Source organism: Gilliamella sp. Nev6-6 (assembly GCF_001690605.1).
Lineage (GTDB): Bacteria > Pseudomonadota > Gammaproteobacteria > Enterobacterales > Orbaceae > Gilliamella > Gilliamella apicola_C.
In genome coordinates this window covers 1-17,283 of sequence record NZ_LZHP01000015.1, presented here as the reverse complement: position 1 = coordinate 17,283, position 17,283 = coordinate 1, and the positions used below count along the sequence as shown (strand labels likewise).

General features: G+C 36.3%; 15 protein-coding genes. 9 read left to right on the top strand and 6 right to left on the bottom strand.

Annotation, left to right across the window (positions count from 1 at the left end):
- Positions 1 to 112: 112 nt before the first annotated feature.
- The 3 genes from A9G42_RS01795 (at position 113) to A9G42_RS01785 (ending at position 3,525) form a co-directional block, all read left to right on the top strand.
- Positions 113 to 1,522 carry an aspartate aminotransferase family protein gene (locus A9G42_RS01795; RefSeq protein WP_143426076.1) on the top strand — a complete coding sequence of 470 codons (1,410 nt, stop codon included), beginning with the start codon at positions 113 to 115 and terminating at the stop codon, positions 1,520 to 1,522.
- 78 nt (positions 1,523 to 1,600) lie between these two features.
- The gene (locus A9G42_RS01790; protein WP_065582130.1) at positions 1,601 to 2,650 is read left to right on the top strand and encodes a GNAT family N-acetyltransferase; all 1,050 of its coding nucleotides are present in this window, start codon (positions 1,601 to 1,603) and stop codon (positions 2,648 to 2,650) included.
- Positions 2,647 to 3,525 (top strand): arginase family protein, encoded by an 879-nt coding sequence (locus A9G42_RS01785; RefSeq protein ID WP_065652466.1) that lies wholly within the window; start codon positions 2,647 to 2,649, stop codon positions 3,523 to 3,525. Before A9G42_RS01790 ends, A9G42_RS01785 begins: the two co-directional genes overlap by 4 nt.
- Before the next feature lie 56 nt (positions 3,526 to 3,581).
- Here A9G42_RS01785 and A9G42_RS01780 read toward each other — a convergent pair whose 3' ends face one another.
- The 4 genes from A9G42_RS01780 to A9G42_RS01765 are packed head-to-tail and all read right to left on the bottom strand — an operon-like array spanning position 3,582 to position 5,969.
- The gene (locus A9G42_RS01780; RefSeq protein WP_065652465.1) at positions 3,582 to 3,983 is read right to left on the bottom strand and encodes a DMT family transporter; all 402 of its coding nucleotides are present in this window, start codon (positions 3,981 to 3,983) and stop codon (positions 3,582 to 3,584) included.
- A gap of 1 nt (position 3,984) precedes the next feature.
- Entirely contained in the window at positions 3,985 to 4,341 is a 357-nt protein-coding gene (locus tag A9G42_RS01775) for an EamA family transporter (RefSeq protein WP_065652464.1), read from the bottom strand.
- Positions 4,341 to 5,174 (bottom strand): alpha/beta hydrolase, encoded by an 834-nt coding sequence (locus tag A9G42_RS01770; protein ID WP_065568378.1) that lies wholly within the window; start codon positions 5,172 to 5,174, stop codon positions 4,341 to 4,343. Before A9G42_RS01770 ends, A9G42_RS01775 begins: the two co-directional genes overlap by 1 nt.
- A gap of 12 nt (positions 5,175 to 5,186) precedes the next feature.
- Positions 5,187 to 5,969, bottom strand: a complete 783-nt coding sequence (locus tag A9G42_RS01765; RefSeq protein ID WP_218837737.1) for an MtnX-like HAD-IB family phosphatase — start codon at positions 5,967 to 5,969, stop codon at positions 5,187 to 5,189.
- A 109-nt stretch (positions 5,970 to 6,078) separates the two neighbouring features.
- Here A9G42_RS01765 and A9G42_RS01760 point away from each other — a divergent pair, with 109 nt between their 5' ends.
- The 3 genes from A9G42_RS01760 (at position 6,079) to glnS (ending at position 10,108) form a co-directional block, all read left to right on the top strand.
- A complete protein-coding gene (locus tag A9G42_RS01760; protein ID WP_065568377.1) occupies positions 6,079 to 6,807 on the top strand; it encodes a response regulator transcription factor in 729 nt (242 codons plus the stop codon).
- The gene (locus A9G42_RS01755) at positions 6,804 to 8,147 is read left to right on the top strand and encodes an ATP-binding protein (RefSeq protein ID WP_065652463.1); all 1,344 of its coding nucleotides are present in this window, start codon (positions 6,804 to 6,806) and stop codon (positions 8,145 to 8,147) included. Before A9G42_RS01760 ends, A9G42_RS01755 begins: the two co-directional genes overlap by 4 nt.
- A gap of 284 nt (positions 8,148 to 8,431) precedes the next feature.
- The gene (gene glnS / locus A9G42_RS01750; RefSeq protein WP_065652462.1) at positions 8,432 to 10,108 is read left to right on the top strand and encodes a glutamine--tRNA ligase; all 1,677 of its coding nucleotides are present in this window, start codon (positions 8,432 to 8,434) and stop codon (positions 10,106 to 10,108) included.
- A gap of 56 nt (positions 10,109 to 10,164) precedes the next feature.
- Here the strand turns inward: glnS and A9G42_RS01745 are convergent, their stop codons facing one another.
- Both A9G42_RS01745 and rhlB read right to left on the bottom strand, forming a co-directional pair.
- Positions 10,165 to 10,683, bottom strand: a complete 519-nt coding sequence (locus A9G42_RS01745) for an endonuclease V (protein ID WP_065568374.1) — start codon at positions 10,681 to 10,683, stop codon at positions 10,165 to 10,167.
- A 1,466-nt stretch (positions 10,684 to 12,149) separates the two neighbouring features.
- Positions 12,150 to 13,379, bottom strand: coding sequence for an ATP-dependent RNA helicase RhlB (rhlB, locus tag A9G42_RS01740; protein WP_065652461.1), 1,230 nt, complete (start codon positions 13,377 to 13,379; stop codon positions 12,150 to 12,152).
- 152 nt (positions 13,380 to 13,531) lie between these two features.
- Here rhlB and trxA point away from each other — a divergent pair, with 152 nt between their 5' ends.
- The 3 genes from trxA to gndA all read left to right on the top strand — a co-directional run bounded on the left by trxA (position 13,532) and on the right by gndA (position 17,091).
- Positions 13,532 to 13,858, top strand: a complete 327-nt coding sequence (trxA, locus tag A9G42_RS01735) for a thioredoxin TrxA (protein ID WP_065567314.1) — start codon at positions 13,532 to 13,534, stop codon at positions 13,856 to 13,858.
- A gap of 379 nt (positions 13,859 to 14,237) precedes the next feature.
- On the top strand, positions 14,238 to 15,500 hold the full coding sequence (gene rho / locus A9G42_RS01730) for a transcription termination factor Rho (protein WP_034910472.1): 1,263 nt from the start codon (positions 14,238 to 14,240) through the stop codon (positions 15,498 to 15,500).
- A gap of 175 nt (positions 15,501 to 15,675) precedes the next feature.
- Positions 15,676 to 17,091: an NADP-dependent phosphogluconate dehydrogenase gene (gene gndA, locus A9G42_RS01725; protein WP_065588422.1), complete on the top strand. Its 1,416-nt coding sequence runs from the start codon at positions 15,676 to 15,678 to the stop codon at positions 17,089 to 17,091.
- Positions 17,092 to 17,283 lie beyond the last annotated feature (192 nt).

Genomic DNA, 17,283 nt, shown 5'->3' with positions numbered 1-17,283 from the left:
TCGGGGTTATCGTCACAAAATCTATACACTAATCGTACATTGTTACAATCCATTTTCTTTAATAATAATGCCACACTTTATCGTGTTTGAATATGGATTAGTGAGATAAATTATGAGTAAACCAACTTTAGAGATGATTAATAGTCGCCCTGATGATGCGACTTTGTTAGCAGATGAAGCAAAATATTGTTCTTTTGGTGATACTGTTCATTACGTTGAACCGCCAAAAATCTTTGATGGTTGTGAAGGTAGCTATATGTACGACAAAGAAGGCAAAGCTTTCTTAGATCTACAAATGTGGTATTCAGCATGTAACTTTGGTTATGCTAATGAACGCCTAAACAACGTTCTAAAAAAACAAATTGATACCTTACCACAATGTGCCAGCCAATATTTGCACCCAACTAAAATTGAATTAGCTAAAACCATTGCTCAAGGTATGGAAAAACGCTTTGGCTACGAAGGTCGAGTGCATTTCAATGTAGGTGGTTCACAATGTATTGAAGACTCATTAAAATTAGTTCGTAATGCCTCGGGTGGTAAATCATTAATGTTTGCTTTCCAAGGTGGATACCATGGACGTACTTTAGGTGCTTCATCAATTACATCAAGTTACCGTTATCGTCGTCGCTATGGTCATTTTGGTGATCGTGCCATGTTTGTTCCATTCCCTTATTCATTCCGTCGCCCTAAAGGCATGACAGCAGAAGAGTATGGTGAACATTTAGTTGCTGAATTTGCGCGTTTATTTGAAACCGAATACCACGGTGTTTGGGATCCAAAAGTGGGGCAAGCAGAATATGCCGCATTTTATGCTGAGCCTTTACAGGCAACTGGTGGTTATATTGTACCGCCGCGTAATTACTTTAAAGGTCTTAAGAAAGTTTTAGATCAGTATGGTATTTTATTAGTCGTTGATGAAATCCAAATGGGCTTTTATCGTACGGGTAAACTTTGGTCTATTGAACACTTTGATGTTAAACCTGATGTTGTGGTGTTTGCTAAAGCATTAACTAATGGTCTTAACCCACTGGGTGGTTTATGGGCACGTGAAGAGTTAATTAATCCACAAGTATTCCCTGTTGGTTCAACCCATTCCACATTTGCTTCTAACCCATTAGGTACAGCAGTTGGTCTTGAAGTGTTAAAAATGACTTCTGAAACGGATTACGAAAAAATGGTAATGGAAAGCGGTGCATACTTCCTTGAAGGTTTAAAAACACTTGAGAAGAAACATAAAGAAATTGGTGAAGTTGACGGCCTAGGTTTAGCGCTTCGTGCTGAAATTTGTACTGAAGATGGCTTTACTGCCAATAAAGCTTTAGTTGATAAGATGGTTGATATTGGTATGTCAGGTGATCTTGATTGGAATGGTAAAAAAATGGGCTTAGTACTTGATATTGGTGGTTATTACAAAAATGTCATTACTTTTGCTCCATCGTTACATATTTCTCGTCAAGAGATTGATCAAGGTATTGAATTACTCGATCAACTTATTACACGTGCTAAAAAAGAACTTTAATCACTTATTCCTATTTTCCCCGTCAATTTTATTGGCGGGGCTTCTTATCGAATTGAATCAATTACTCGTTATATTGTTATGAAATACATCAATCAGTTAGAACCGAATGAATTAATCGACAATTTTTTAACTCATCCACCACAAGATTTTTCAGCTTGGTTGAGTGAAGATGGTGTGCCTGTTTTTTCTGCTAAGTTCGATTTACTTACTACTGCTGATGACAATTTTAAAAATAAAATCGAGAAATTACCATTTTCAAAAAAATGGCGTCACTGGTTACAACCCAAAACTTGTTTTGTGGGATCGACGGTTTCTGAAAATGCGTTGTTGACTAATGATGTTGATGCTAATGAGTTGGCGAATAATCTTAAAAAAGCCTATGCGAAGCAATATCCTTTTATGATTATCAAAGATATACCGTCTGCATCTCCTTTATTGAGTAAAAAAGATAATCAATATTCAACACAATTTATTTCAGCCTTAAAAGAACAAGGATTTATCGAAGTAGAAGGTCAAGCATTAGCTTGGGTGCCGATTGATTTTAAAAACTTAGATGAAGTTTTATCGCGTTTTTCTTATAGTCGCCGTAAAAATTTCAGACGTAAACTACGCTCACGCGAAAAACTGAGTATCAAGGTTTTGCATAGTGGTGATGAATCTTTTTTTAACGATGCTGTTTTAGATGAGTATTATCAACTTTATCTTAATGTCTATCAGCAAAGCGAAGTGCATTTTGATTTACTTACCAAACCCTTTTTTACGCAGTTATTACAGAGTAAAACGAGAAATGCGCATATTGTTACTTATTATGATGATGATCAATTAGTCGGTTATAATATCTGTTTTGTTGTTAACAATATGTTGGTAGATAAATATATTGGTATGGTTTATCCCAAAGCGAGAGAGTTAAACCTCTACTATGTTAGTTGGTTTTTTAATCTTGAATATGCGCTACAGCAAGGATTTAGTCATTATATTGCCGGTTGGACCGATCCAGAAGTTAAAGCCTCTCTTGGCGCTAGTTTTACATTATCAAAGCATTTAGTTTATATCCGAAATCCATTATTACGGGTGATATTACGCAAATTCATTGGTCATTTTGAAAGTGACAAGGAGAAAGTAGCATGACCTCCCCAATTATACTCAATTTTGATCACAGCGTCGGTCAGATTAATGATGCCAAAACAATTGATGTTAATAACTGGCAAGAGAGTATTCGCTTTGGTTGCAGTGAAAAAAAATTAAAACAATTTCAATCATTACTAGAACAATCTTTGCCTGAAAATTATGGCACGGTACTTATGGGCAGTGGCGATTATCACCATATTTCATTATTATTAATTGAAAATCTCGCTAAACAATATTCAGCCGAAAATCCAATTCAAGTTGTGATTTTTGATAACCACCCCGATAATATGCGTTATTTATTTGGCATTCATTGTGGTTCATGGGTTAGCTATGTGGCAAGTTTGCCTTTTGTTAGTCATGTACATGTGCTTGGTATTACCTCTAATGATATTGGGCTTACTCATTTTTGGGAAAACAGATGGGCACCGCTTTTCCATAAAAAGCTCACTTACTGGAGTTTAAACGTCAATACCGCTTGGGCGAGAAAAATCGGTTTGGCTCACGCGTTTCGACATTTTGAATCGCCAGATGATCTCATTGCCAGTTTTTTATCGGAACAATACCATTGTGCCCAGCCCATTTACTTATCGATTGATAAAGATGTATTAAGCGAAGAGGTGATCCATACTAATTGGGATCAAGGTCAGTTGCAAACTTACCATTTATTAGATACGATTTCCTCAATTAAACAACGCATTGTTGGTAGTGATATCACTGGTGAGTTATCAATATGGCAGCCATCGAGTTGGTTTAAGCGTTTTTTAAGCTCATTAGATAAGCAACCCATTATTTCATCTGACAAGCTAAATGAGTGGCAACAAGAACAGCATCAGCTAAATTTGACATTACTAAACGCATTAGCATTGTCGTTATAAAAAATTTCAAGGAAAGCAGGTTTGAGTATAATCCTGCTTTTTTTGAGTAATTATTTTTATTGGGTTTGATTGCTGGATTCTTGTTTAGCCAATTTACTTTCAGCGATAGCTAAAAATAGAATTCCAGAAACAATGAGTATGGTGCCAACGAATTTGAACAAGGTGACTTGTTCGTTAAATAACCAAATTGACGCAATCATCACCGTAACGACTTCAAAGTGTGATGCGGCAAAAGCTGGGCCTACTGGCGCTTTTTTTAATAGCGTCATCCAAGTAAAGAAAGTTAGAATATACCCTGCTATTGAGATATAAATCCAAGGATTAGTAAATACGCGAATTAGCCATTCAATGCTCATTTCTAGCGGTTGAGCCTCAATAGCCGTCAATTTGAAGCTGCATTGCGCAATTGTGTCAAAAAAGAGCAATACAGAAAAACCAATAACATAGAATCTAGCCATATTAAGACATCCCTACAAAAACGACACCAGCAGTAATTAATAGCATTCCAATTAAGCGGTAAATAGTTAGTAGTTCTTTGAAAATAATGCGCCCAACCGCCATGATAGTAATGATATTAAATGAAGCAAGTAACACCCCTTGAGAAAGAGGAACTAAGGTTAAAAAGGCTAACCATAGTAAAAATTCAGCAACGTAGGATATAATCCCAACCCAAATCCACTTATTTTTAGATAAATCGAGCCAGTAATACCAACCATCACGATTATTGGGTGCGATGGCTGCAAATTTAAAAGCAACTTGCCCTAATGTATCAAAACAGATATTACAAACCCAAAGTATGATAACTAATGGTGACATTATGCTTTTATTCCTTCTGCTATATTATCAAAGAACGAGGCGCATTCCTTAATCACTTCACGGCGCTGGCTATCGATGGTAATTAAATGATAGCTATCATTTAATACCACCAATTTTGTTGGCCCTGACACCTGTTTTTCAACCAATTTTGCATTAGTTTCTATATTGGCGATATCATCATTACCAGAATGCATAATTAAGCAAGGTGAAATGACTTTGGGTAATTGCTTGCGCATATGTTTTGCTAATAACTGCATCTCAGCAAGAGCCGGAAAAGGGTTACCCGCAAGCCCTGCTGAGGCGGCATCACCGCTTAACATGCTTTCAGACACTACCGCCCGAATACGTTCATCTTTAAGCCCATAAGGCGGTTGTTCGATAAAAACTTTTTTTTGAAAAATACCTAATTTCTTAAAATAAACTAACAAGAAAAAGAGTTTTTTTGCCCATAATGGCATGCTCCAACCATCATAACGAAATGTCGGCGCTAACACACCAACGCCTTTGATTTGCTCAGGTCTGTCAGCTGCTAATTTTAGTGCTAGCAAAGCGCCCATTGACAGCCCTGCAACAAACACATTATCGACATGTTGGGCTAAATAATCAGCACCATCTTGCACGCTTTTATACCAATCTTGCCATGTTGTTTTACACAGATCTTCTTCGGTGCCACAATGCCCAGCGAGTTGGATGGCATAAACCGTAAATCCTGCTTTATGTAAACCATTGGCCAAAATTCGCATTTCATTGGGAGTGCCAGTTAAACCATGAATTAATAGCACGCCATTTCTGTTTCCAGGTAAAAAGTAAGATAAATCTTGAATTGTACTCATTAGTATTCCTTGTTATTTTACCATCGTGACGGGGATAACAGCATGTTTAGCCTGTTTTAATGCGGTGGTTACCTCTGCGAAGCTGGTAATTTTGCAGTGATTAATATGATTTTCTTTGCAATAATTAACTAGTTTATCTTTGGCAAACACAAAATCAACATGATGTGACACGCAGTAATCTGATGTGCCATCGCCGACATAGAGTATTTGCGGAAAATATTGCTGTTTTTTAACATGATGACATTTGCAATTGCCACTTTGTTTAATACAGTCTTTATTCGCATAAGGGAACTCTAGACGCCAACTGCGCAAATCATTATGCATCAATTTATTGGCGAAGATAGGTAAACGCGCAATGCCATGACGTTTTAAAATAAACTCAATTGCATAATCTAGCCCGTCGCTAACCACGTGAACAGGAATATTGTTTTGTTCGGCATAATTAATAAAAGATTTAAAATCCGCGTCAATTTCAATTTGAGATAAGACTTCATTGAGTTCATCAAGGCTTGCATCCATTAATGCAATTTGTTTGCTCATACATTCTTGAGAGCCAATTTTGCCACTTACCCACAATTCTTCAAGTTCATCACAACCAGCTTGCCCAAAGTGGCTCAGTAATGTATCTGTCACATCTTTTACACTAATGGTTCCATCAAAATCACACAAGACAATGGGCGTCTTATGTTGTGTATAATTTGGAGAAGAAAGGGAATTTGTTATTGATGAAAAAGCATCCATATTGATTTGATATAAAACTAGTCTATTTATAAATATTGGCGCAGATTTTCTCATAGAGTGGCAATAAACTTTGTAGACTCTTTGTATATGTTTTGTAACGGCCAATAAAATGTCTGTATAATGAGGCACCTCTAAATATCAGCTACGTAATTAAGAGCGCATAATGAGTGAACGTATATTAATCATTGAAGATGATCAACGGCTAGCCAATTTGATTCAAGTTTATCTAATTCGCCAAGGATACCTTGTGGAATGGCATAATAGTGGTAAAGGAGCCGAAGAAAAAATTCAACAACTTAATCCTGATTTGGTGATATTAGATGTCATGCTTCCTGAAAAAACGGGTTTTGATATCTGTCGTGATATACGTACATGGTTTACTAACTATATTCTCATCATGACGGCTAGCGAAGATAATATTGATGAAATTGTTGGGCTTGAATTAGGGGCTGATGATTATTTGGCAAAACCTGTTGAGCCAAGGTTATTGTTGGCACGAATACGGGCTTTATTCCGCCGAAAACAGATAGAAACGGATAAAGAGCATACTAAAGAATGGATTGTGCCACACAATAATAAAACCCTTATATTTGATAATTTAGTTATCGATGGTGAAAACCGCAAAGTACTACTGCAAGAGCAAGAAATTGATTTAACCACCGCTGAATTTGATCTGTTATGGTTGCTTGCGCATAATGCAGGGATCATTTTATCTCGAGATGACATTTTTTCTCAGGTCAGAGGTATCGATTTTGATGGTAGTGATCGTTCAATTGATGCACGAGTTTCAAGGCTTCGACGAAAATTACTCGATGATCCAGATAACCCATCACGCATCAAAACAGTTCGAGGAAAGGGGTATTTATTTATGCGAGAAGGAGACAGCCATTGAGCCAACTATTAGCTAAACCGCTATTTTTTAATCGCCGAATTATATTCTATCTCGTCATCTTACTACTGCTACAAAGTATTATTGCTTATGGTGCTTTACTCGTATTTGATTCATTACCTTCTTCATTAACGGATATACCGGATGATCATATTGTGTTTCGAGAATCTCAGCGTGGCACGGTAAACCTTATTCGTATGCAAATCAACCAGCATAAAGATCGCCCTCTTCAAGAAGTGGTTAACGAACTACAACCCTATTTTGCTTATCCTATCAAAGTACTGCCTGTAAATACTCCGTTATCCGAAGTGGTGCTTGACGAGCTAGCAAAGCTTGGGTTTTCTTATGATAGTGACAAAGAGGTCGTTTATATTGATTTAAAAGATGGGCATTTGCTCCAATTAGGCCCAATAGTTGTGCGGGATATTTTGGCATCCAACACCATGTCATTAACCCTATTTTTGATTATTTGGGCATTATTTAGTGCAATCATCTTTTTTATTTTAATTTATCTGGCTTTTAGTGCGGTTTGGAAAGATCTGGTTAATATTAGACAAACTGCCGAACAACTTGGGCAAGGTAATTTAAAAGCACGAACTGAAAATGTAAAAGGCTGGTTATTTAAGCCGCTTGCTAATGTATTAAATAATATGGGAACGCATATAGAACACTTAGTGAGCACTAATCAAACGATATCTCATGCCATGGCGCATGAATTACGCACACCGCTTGCACGTATGCGATTTGAACTTAGCATGCTGGAAGAGTCTAACGACGAGCAAGAAAAACGACTTTTACAAAAAGGCATGAGTGATGATATTAACGAGCTTGAAACATTAATTACGGCTAGTTTAAATTACTTCAAAATGCAACAAAGTAATATTGAACTAAACCTAACACCCGTATCGTTAAAAGCGTGGGGTGACAAAATTTGCCAATCACTCACATTATTTAAGCCAAAAGGATTTGAACTCACTTGTAATTGCCAAGATGTGCAAGCGATAATTGATACTAATTTAGTTGAAACGATTGTTAAAAATTTGTTACTAAATGCCTTTAAATATGCAGCACATAAAGCGGTTTTAAATATCACTAAACAAGGAAATCAAGTCATCTTTGAGATTGATGATGATGGTACCGGAATCCCATTTGATGCGCGCGAAAAGATTTTTATGCCCTTTGCTCGGCTTGATACTAGTCGAACCCGCTCAACCGGTGGTTATGGGCTTGGTTTAGCTTATGTAAAATTAATGGCAGAATTTCATGATGGCAAAGCCTTTGTTGTAACCAGCCCGCTTGGTGGTGCAAGATTTGTGGTTTCGTTAAAATCAGGTGATGCTTAAAACAATTGTTCTTTATCGCACCTTGTAAAAATGCGTCAGAAAAGCTATTGATTTTATTGAAGTTTTTATTTTGCTGTTTTTTGTAAAAGATCGTGCTTTTGGATGCAATAACGGTCTGTTTTAATTAAAAGATTTATTTAAAAACCATTTTTGTCGTTGCAAATAGCTTGTTTTCCGTTTCAGAAATAGGAAAAATTTGTTATATTCTCCGATTAACATTACAAGTAATGACAAAGCTAATATTCTAAATTTGTTATTAATCAATATATCATCAGAGGTTTTTTATGAGCGGTTCATTACCGGCCGAGACAGATAATCGTCCAACTAACTTTATTCGTCAAATTATTGATGCTGATTTAGCGGCGGGAAAATATAAAACAACACATACCCGATTCCCTCCAGAACCTAATGGTTATTTACATATTGGCCATGCTAAATCCATTTGTTTAAATTTTGGTATTGCACAAGATTATCAAGGTAAATGTAATTTACGTTTTGATGATACCAACCCAGCTAAAGAAGATATAGAGTATGTTGAATCAATTAAACAAGATGTTCGCTGGTTAGGATTTGAGTGGGATGGCGAAATTTGTTATTCATCTGACTATTTTGACAAACTATATGAATATGCAATTGAGCTGATCAATAAAGGGCTTGCTTATGTTGATGAGTTGTCAGCTGATGAAATCCGTGAATATCGAGGAACACTCACTCAACCCGGCAAAAATAGCCCATATCGTGATCGTAGTATTGATGAAAACTTAGCACTTTTTATTCAAATGAAAGAAGGCAAATTTGCAGAAGGAAAAGCCTGCCTGCGTGCTAAAATCGATATGGCCTCGCCATTTATTGTCATGCGCGATCCGGTGCTATATCGTATTAAATTTGCCGAGCATCACCAAACAGGCAACAAATGGTGCATATACCCAATGTACGATTTTACCCACTGTATTTCTGATGCGATCGAAAATATCACGCATTCACTCTGTACACTTGAATTCCAAGACAATCGTCGCTTATATGATTGGGTTTTAGATAATATTACGATTGCAGCTCGCCCTCACCAATATGAATTTTCAAGATTGAATTTAGAATATGCTATTACTTCTAAGCGTAAATTAAACTTATTAGTCTCCGAAAAAATTGTTGATGGCTGGGATGATCCACGTATGCCAACCGTATCGGGATTACGTCGTCGAGGTTATACACCAGCCTCTATTCGTGACTTTTGTCGCCGAATTGGTGTCACAAAACAAGAAAACACGGTTGAAATGAGCACCCTTGAGTTTTGTATTCGCGAAGATCTTAACGAAAACGCACCACGCGCAATGGCTGTGCTTGATCCGGTTAAAGTGGTTATTGAAAACTTTTCAGAAAACCTTGATGAAGTGCTCAGTATGCCAAATCATCCTAATCGTCCTGAACTTGGTCACCGTGAAGTCACATTCACACGTGAAATCTATATTGACCGCGCTGATTTTAGAGAAGAAGCCAACAAAAATTACAAACGTTTGGTATTAGGTAAAGAAGTGCGATTACGTAATGCTTATGTTATCCGAGCTGATCGCGTTGAAAAAGATGCCGAAGGCAATATTCAAACGATTTATTGCAGCTACGATCCCGCTACGTTAAATAAAAACCCTGAAGATGGGCGTAAAGTGAAAGGTGTTATTCATTGGGTTTCAGCAAAGTTTGCCAAACCTGCTGAAATTCGCTTGTATGATCGCTTATTTAACACACCAAATCCAGGTGCAGCGGAAGACTTTTTATCAACCATTAACCCGACTTCTTTGGTAATTAAACAAGGCTTTGTTGAACCAAGCTTACAACATGCGGATATTGGGCATGCTTACCAATTTGAGCGCGAAGGTTACTTTTGCTTGGATAGCAAATTTGCAACTGAAGATAAGCTAGTGTTTAACCGAACAGTGGGCTTAAGAGATAGTTGGAACGAAGCATAATTAAACTTGCAATCATCGCCGGCGCAAGCCGGCGAATGATAACTAACTAGATGACTTTACTTTTCATGTTTAAATAATTTTGTTTGTTGATCTAAATAGCTGAGTAAATCAGGCATTCGGTATTTACCCGCCATTGATTGCACATTTTCTGCTGCACGCTCTAACGATATACCCATTGACGTTACATATAGTGGGTGTTTACTTTGACCACGAATAACTTCAATCAAATATTCACTATTCCCCGCAAAAGGCTTTTTAGCAACGCCAATAATTGGGATCATTTTGTTTAACGCATTATACAAATGCCCACCAAGGCCTATCTTACCGTCATTCAAATGGACATAGCCATCAATAACGATGGTTGAGATCTGGCTTAAATCAACTTTATTAAGCAGTGACATTATGCAAGGTAATTCACGTTGATAAAATTGACCAGATTGATAAGGCGCAACATTATCTTGATAATCGATGATTAAGCTTTCAACCGCATTTTTCGAATCAGTCCAATGATTAAATAAAACGCCAACCGATTTGGCTCGGTCATTAATGTAATAGACATCAATTGCAAGTATCATAGTGAGTTATAGTTTTTTAACCTGTTTATCATGATGATTTTTTTTACTTCATTAGTTAATTTTAATACAATAATCATTAACAAAATAGTACCAAGTACTAAACAAACGCAAATTAACTATTTAAGTAAAAAGAATCGCCTGCCGAATCACGCTTTGTTGTAGGTAACATTTTTCTCTGCTAGCATCACATTATTCGCCAATAAAGGCTTGTGGTGCATCAAATATGCACATTAAATTGGGAAGAAAGTAAATCTATTCCACTTAGTGATGTGGTAGTTGTTTTCGTTGCTCCCTAAACTAAATGAAAGGTTGATTATTCGTGCTATTAAATATAACGCTCATTTGGTTACGGTAAAAGGTAATCAGTGGTGGTTCATCAGAACTGGCATTAATGGCTTTAATTTTTGACTGTTTGATATTTAAATTAACACTGATATGTTGGTTATTATCATCCTTATCTTTATCTGTACTTCAAATAATATACCCGTCAAGTTTATGCCAATTTTTATCTTTATCATTGATTTTATAATGCATGCTAGCACGCAATAAGCAAGTCAGATAGCTGTCATTTTAGGAAATAAGTCGCATATTAAATAAGCGGTGGTTAACATCAAGTTGATAATCAATTGCGTCAACAAGGAATATTTCAGGTAGTGTGCGTACTCAATTTGATTGCACTACGATTTAGAAAGTTTAAAAAACATTTAATTGCCCTAGAAATGAAAGTAGCTCAAGAAAGCCATGTATTGATAGAAAACCAGTTGCAAACACTTGGGTAAGCAAAAGTATGTCTTGAGGTTCATGGTAAAATTGAGAGCCAGCATCTCGGCTACTTATGTGCGCAAGATATCTATTATGTAGGATGCATCAAAGAAATTGGGGAAACATCTTAACAAGTTTTTATCAATAATTATTCAAAGCTTTTTTGCCAAAGTGTACACGGAAAAATAGTTTAACTGAGGATATTGAGTATACAGAAACCAAAGCTTACCTCCTTTAGTCTAGTGGTATTTTTAAATGATTCAATAAAACAATGAAAGCTGAATATTATGATGTTATGTTTAGACGCAATATCTGCACTTAATCATCTGAAAATAAAAAGAAAATTGAGTAATGGCTTCAATTTTATAATAAAGAAATAGCTCATTGAGACAAGTATTGTTAAGGTAAAACGCCTTGGCAAACTTGGTTAGGTGCCAAAGGCGCTAGTTAAGGAAAAGTCACTGCAGAATTTATTTTACTCATCGGTTCTGTGTTTTGTTAACATAAATTCTAATGAATAGTTAGTGTCTGTTAGCTCATGTTTAAGCTACTACAATTGCTAGCTCAAACATAAGCTGATATACCATATTTTTAATTGTAGATTTAGTATCTTATCTCAAAACCAGCAACGCTCACTTTTGCAAATATGGTGTCAGATTAAATAGTAACGAATATATAATTCTTGTACCTCACTGTTTACTTATCTAGTTTGTAGACTTTCTACGTGATGGACGCCGAAAAGGTTTTGGCGTTGGTAAATCAACTAATAATGCAGAAGGGTCATACTGGCTAACGGGAATAGCATGATCAATTGCTTTTTCAATTGCGGGTAAGTTTTGCGAATAGCGCTCGCAGGCAAGGGAAATCGAGTATCCCTCAGCTCCCGCCCGCCCTGTACGACCAATACGGTGTCTGTAATCGTCACAATCATCAGGTAGATCATAATTAAATACATGGGTCACATTAGGAATGTGTAAACCTCGTGCAGCCACATCGGTTGCAACTAAAATATCAAGATTACCTTGTGTAAATTGCTCTAAAATTGATAAACGTTTTTTCTGAGCAATATCGCCAGTGAGTAATCCAACACGGTGACCATCAGCAACAAGATGTCGCCAAATCTTTTCACAAGCCACTTTGGTATTAGCAAACACAATACAGCGATCTGGCCATTCTTCTTCAATAAGTGTTTGTAGAAGCGCTAATTTATCTTCATTTGATGGAAAGAATAGTTCTTCTTTGATTCTGTGACCAATCTTTTGTTCTGGCTCAACTTCAACATACTGTGGATTGTTCATATGTTCAAATGCGAGCTCACGCACATTATGTGTTAATGTTGCAGAAAATAGCATGGTTAGCCGTTTTTGTGGCGGCGTAATGTGTTTGAAAATCCAACGTACATCACGAATGAATCCTAAGTCAAACATACGATCGGCTTCATCTAAAACGACAACTTGAAGCGCCTCTAGGTTGATATAATTTTGTTTAGCATAGTCGATTAATCTTCCTGTTGTGGCAATTAATATATCTACGCCGTTAGATAGCATTTTTAATTGTTTATCGTAGCCATCGCCACCAAAAGCTAATCCTAATTTTAAACCTGTTTCTTCAGATAACGCTTGTGCATCATGATAAATTTGCACAACTAATTCTCGTGTGGGTGCAAGAATTATAGCTCTTGGTTGATTGGTTTTGTGATCAGGTAAAGGTTTATGATTCAACAGGTGATTAAATGTTGAGGCTAAAAAAGCCATTGTTTTGCCAGTTCCTGTTTGCCCTTGCCCAGCAATATCGATCCCTGTAGTGGTTAATGGTAATGTTTTTTCTTGGATTGGCGTACAGTAAACAAACCCTTTTTTCTCAAGTGCTTTTAACACCAAAGGATGAAGAGGAAATTGACTAAAAGTTGTTTGGGTAAGATATGATTGAATCATTATGGTTGCAGATATAATTATCAGAATCTGGAGATTATAACATACTAAATACCGTGACATCACTAATAATTATGTCCTATTATAATAATTACTAGCCGAGAAATGCAAAGTAATCTATTATTGTGTCAAGTTAAAGTATGTTGGAGATAGAAATGAGTAATAATATCGTTCTTTTATCGGAAGAGACATTCGATAAAACAATTAATGAATCAGCAAAACCTGTACTCGTTGATTTTTGGGCTCCATGGTGCCAACCCTGCCAAATGATTGCTCCTATTCTGGAGGAAATAGCTCAGGAATATAATGATAAAATTATTATTGCCAAATTGAACGTTGAAGAAAACCCTAATGTAGCGCCTAAATTTGGTATACGAGGCATTCCAACATTGTTGATTTTTAAAAATGGGCAAGTGGTTTCGACTCAAGTCGGTGCTCTATCTAAAGCGGAGCTTAAAAATTTTATCGATTCTCAATTATGAAATAGCCTTTATATTGCATAAGAACTAAGAATTGAATAAAAACTAAGATAATAATTATTAAGAGAGTAGTGCATTGTGTACCGCTCTTTTTGTTTGGCTTTACAAACAAGACTAATTAATGCAATTAAATCTAGACATATTGATATTTTTAGTGTAAATTGCGAGCTTCTTACAAATACTCCTTTCTACAAATTCATTGTTTTTATTGGTAAAGTGGTGAAATTCTACATACAGATCTTTAATTATCATCAATAGCTTAGTAATCGATTGAATTTATGTGCTGTAAGGGAAAGAATTTTTTATAAGTAAATGAAACAAAGATACACAAATAGTATTAATTGCAAACATATCAATTTTATCCTCAAGAATTTTTAAAATTATGAATTTAACTGAATTAAAAAACACTTCTGTCTCTGAGCTTGTAGCGCTTGGTGAGAAAAAAATGGGGCTTGAAAATCTTGCCCGCCTTAGAAAACAAGACATTATTTTTGCGATTTTAAAGCAACATGCCAAAAGTGGTGAAGATATTTTTGGCGATGGAGTGCTGGAAATTTTACAAGATGGTTTTGGCTTTTTACGCTCTGCTGACAGCTCTTACCTAGCAGGACCAGATGATATTTATGTATCACCAAGCCAGATTCGGCGGTTTAATTTACGGACGGGTGATACTATTGCAGGTAAAATTCGCCCACCAAAAGAAGGCGAACGTTATTTTGCTTTACTGAAAGTTAACGAAGTCAATCATGATAAGCCAGAAGATGCCCGCAATAAAATCCTTTTTGAAAACTTAACTCCCCTTCATCCAAATTCTCGTTTACGTATGGAACGAGGCAATGGCTCTACAGAAGATATCACAGCGAGAGTACTTGATTTAGCCTCGCCAATTGGTAAAGGTCAACGTGGTTTGATTGTTGCACCGCCTAAAGCTGGTAAAACAATGCTTCTACAAAATATTGCACAAAGTTTAGCGGTGAATCATCCTGAATGTGAATTAGTCGTTTTAATGATTGATGAACGACCAGAAGAAGTGACCGAAATGCAGCGTTTAGTTAAAGGTGAGGTTGTTGCTTCAACATTTGATGAGCCGGCTGCAAGACATGTTCAAGTCGCTGAAATGGTTATTGAACGAGCTAAACGTTTGGTTGAACATAAAAAAGATGTCATTATTTTATTAGATTCGATCACCCGACTTGCTCGAGCTTATAACACCGTTGTTCCATCATCAGGTAAAGTATTAACTGGTGGTGTGGATGCGAATGCACTGCATCGACCAAAACGCTTTTTTGGTGCTGCTCGTAATGTAGAAGAGGGCGGTAGCTTAACTATTATTGCCACTGCACTGATTGATACGGGTTCTAAAATGGATGAAGTCATTTACGAAGAGTTTAAAGGTACGGGTAATATGGAAGTTCATTTATCACGTAAAATTGCTGAGCGCCGTGTGTTCCCTGCTATTGACTTTAATCGTTCTGGTACGCGTAAAGAAGATTTAATGACTTCACCGGATGAGCTACAAAAAATGTGGATTTTACGTAAAATTCTTAACCCAATGGGTGAAACTGATGCGATGGAATTTTTAATCGATAAGTTAGCCATGACTAAGACTAATGATGAATTTTTTGAAATGATGAAGCGTTCATGATTTGTTCAGTTGATAATAAATATTATTAAAGTAATGAAAAATAGCCGTATTGTATTCTGATACGGCTTTTTTTATGGCAGAATATAGCGTAATTTATAAAACTTAAGTACGTTATAGATATTGTAAAAAAAACCTTATGGTTAAGGTTATAAAGGTTTAATAAAGGAGCCAAATTATGTCAAAACAACAAATCGGTGTTATTGGAATGGCGGTTATGGGGCGAAATCTTGCACTTAATATCGAAAGTCGCGGGTTTTCTGTTGCTATTTATAATCGTTCTAAAGATAAAACCGAACAAGTCATGGCTGAGCATTCTGATAAACAGTTGGCTCCTTACTTTACCATTGAAGATTTTGTCAATGCATTAGAGAAGCCTCGCCGTATTCTTATTATGGTGCAAGCAGGTAAAGGGACTGATGCGGTGATTGATGAGCTACGTCCATTATTAGATAAAGGCGATATTATTATTGATGGTGGGAATGCTTATTTTGAAGATACCATTCGTCGCAATAAAATGCTTTCAGATGAAGGTTTTAATTTTATTGGTACAGGAGTTTCTGGTGGTGAAGAAGGTGCACTTAAAGGGCCTTCAATTATGCCCGGTGGACAAAAAGAGGCTTATGAGCTAGTTGCACCGATATTAGAGAAAATAGCCGCTAAGGCTAATGGTGAACCTTGTGTCGCTTATATCGGACCAAATGGCGCGGGTCATTATGTGAAAATGGCTCATAATGGTATTGAATACGGCGATATGCAACTGATAGCTGAAAGCTATTTTGTATTGAAACATGCTGCGGGTTTAACTAATGATGAACTAGCTGATGTGTTTACCGACTGGAATAAAGGTGAATTAGACAGTTATTTGATTGAAATCACAGCCGATATCTTTAGACATAAAGATGATGAGGGTAATTATTTAGTTGATGTGATTTTGGATGCAGCAGGTAATAAAGGCACAGGGAAATGGACCAGCCAAAGTGCATTGGATTTGGGGGAACCTTTATCTTTAATCACTGAGTCTGTATTTGCACGCTATTTATCAGCTATTAAAGATCAGCGCATTTCGGCTGCAAAAGTGTTAAAAGGCCCGCAAAACGAACCATATAGTGGTGATAAGAAAGTGCTTATAGAGAAGGTTCGTAAAGCGCTGTATATGGGTAAAATCATCTCTTATGCGCAAGGTTTTGCGCAGTTAAAAGCCGCATCTCATAAGTACCAGTGGGATTTAAATTATGGTGAAATTGCTAAAATTTTTAGAGCTGGATGTATTATTCGCGCCCAGTTTCTACAAAAAATTACTGATGCTTATACTGATAACAATGAGATCGATAATTTATTATTGGCACCTTATTTTAATCAAACAGTTGAGGCTTATCAGCAATCATTACGTGATGTGGTGTCTTTAGCTGTACAACAAGGTATTGCAGTTCCAACACTTTCGGCAGCTATTGCCTACTATGATAGTTATCGTTCTGCGGTATTACCCGCTAATTTAATTCAAGCGCAACGAGACTATTTTGGTGCACATACCTATAAGCGTATAGATAAAGAAGGTGTGTTTCACACCGATTGGTTAAATATTGAATCATAGTATTTTCAATTTCTAATTCTATTTTTTTAACAAAAGTGCAGAACTTGCGGGCACTTTTGTTTTTCTTCTTTTCTCTTTTTATATCCCAATAATTTATAAATACTTGTCATTATTGATTTTAAACTTGTCAAGTTATTTTATTTATTAAAAAACCTAGAAAAACACTATATATGGTGTATAATTTGCTCATAT

What these genes read in the sequence shown, in the direction of transcription:
- A9G42_RS01795 (WP_143426076.1), top strand. Translation starts at nt 113, where the DNA reads ATGAGTAAACCAACTTTAGAGATGATTAATAGTCGCCCTGATGATGCG.
- A9G42_RS01790 (WP_065582130.1), top strand. Translation starts at nt 1,601, where the DNA reads ATGAAATACATCAATCAGTTAGAACCGAATGAATTAATCGACAATTTT.
- A9G42_RS01785 (WP_065652466.1), top strand. Translation starts at nt 2,647, where the DNA reads ATGACCTCCCCAATTATACTCAATTTTGATCACAGCGTCGGTCAGATT.
- A9G42_RS01780 (WP_065652465.1), bottom strand. Translation starts at nt 3,983, where the DNA reads ATGGCTAGATTCTATGTTATTGGTTTTTCTGTATTGCTCTTTTTTGAC.
- A9G42_RS01775 (WP_065652464.1), bottom strand. Translation starts at nt 4,341, where the DNA reads ATGTCACCATTAGTTATCATACTTTGGGTTTGTAATATCTGTTTTGAT.
- A9G42_RS01770 (WP_065568378.1), bottom strand. Translation starts at nt 5,174, where the DNA reads ATGAGTACAATTCAAGATTTATCTTACTTTTTACCTGGAAACAGAAAT.
- A9G42_RS01765 (WP_218837737.1), bottom strand. Translation starts at nt 5,969, where the DNA reads ATGAGAAAATCTGCGCCAATATTTATAAATAGACTAGTTTTATATCAA.
- A9G42_RS01760 (WP_065568377.1), top strand. Translation starts at nt 6,079, where the DNA reads ATGAGTGAACGTATATTAATCATTGAAGATGATCAACGGCTAGCCAAT.
- glnS (WP_065652462.1), top strand. Translation starts at nt 8,432, where the DNA reads ATGAGCGGTTCATTACCGGCCGAGACAGATAATCGTCCAACTAACTTT.
- A9G42_RS01745 (WP_065568374.1), bottom strand. Translation starts at nt 10,683, where the DNA reads ATGATACTTGCAATTGATGTCTATTACATTAATGACCGAGCCAAATCG.
- rhlB (WP_065652461.1), bottom strand. Translation starts at nt 13,379, where the DNA reads ATGATTCAATCATATCTTACCCAAACAACTTTTAGTCAATTTCCTCTT.
- trxA (WP_065567314.1), top strand. Translation starts at nt 13,532, where the DNA reads ATGAGTAATAATATCGTTCTTTTATCGGAAGAGACATTCGATAAAACA.
- rho (WP_034910472.1), top strand. Translation starts at nt 14,238, where the DNA reads ATGAATTTAACTGAATTAAAAAACACTTCTGTCTCTGAGCTTGTAGCG.
- gndA (WP_065588422.1), top strand. Translation starts at nt 15,676, where the DNA reads ATGTCAAAACAACAAATCGGTGTTATTGGAATGGCGGTTATGGGGCGA.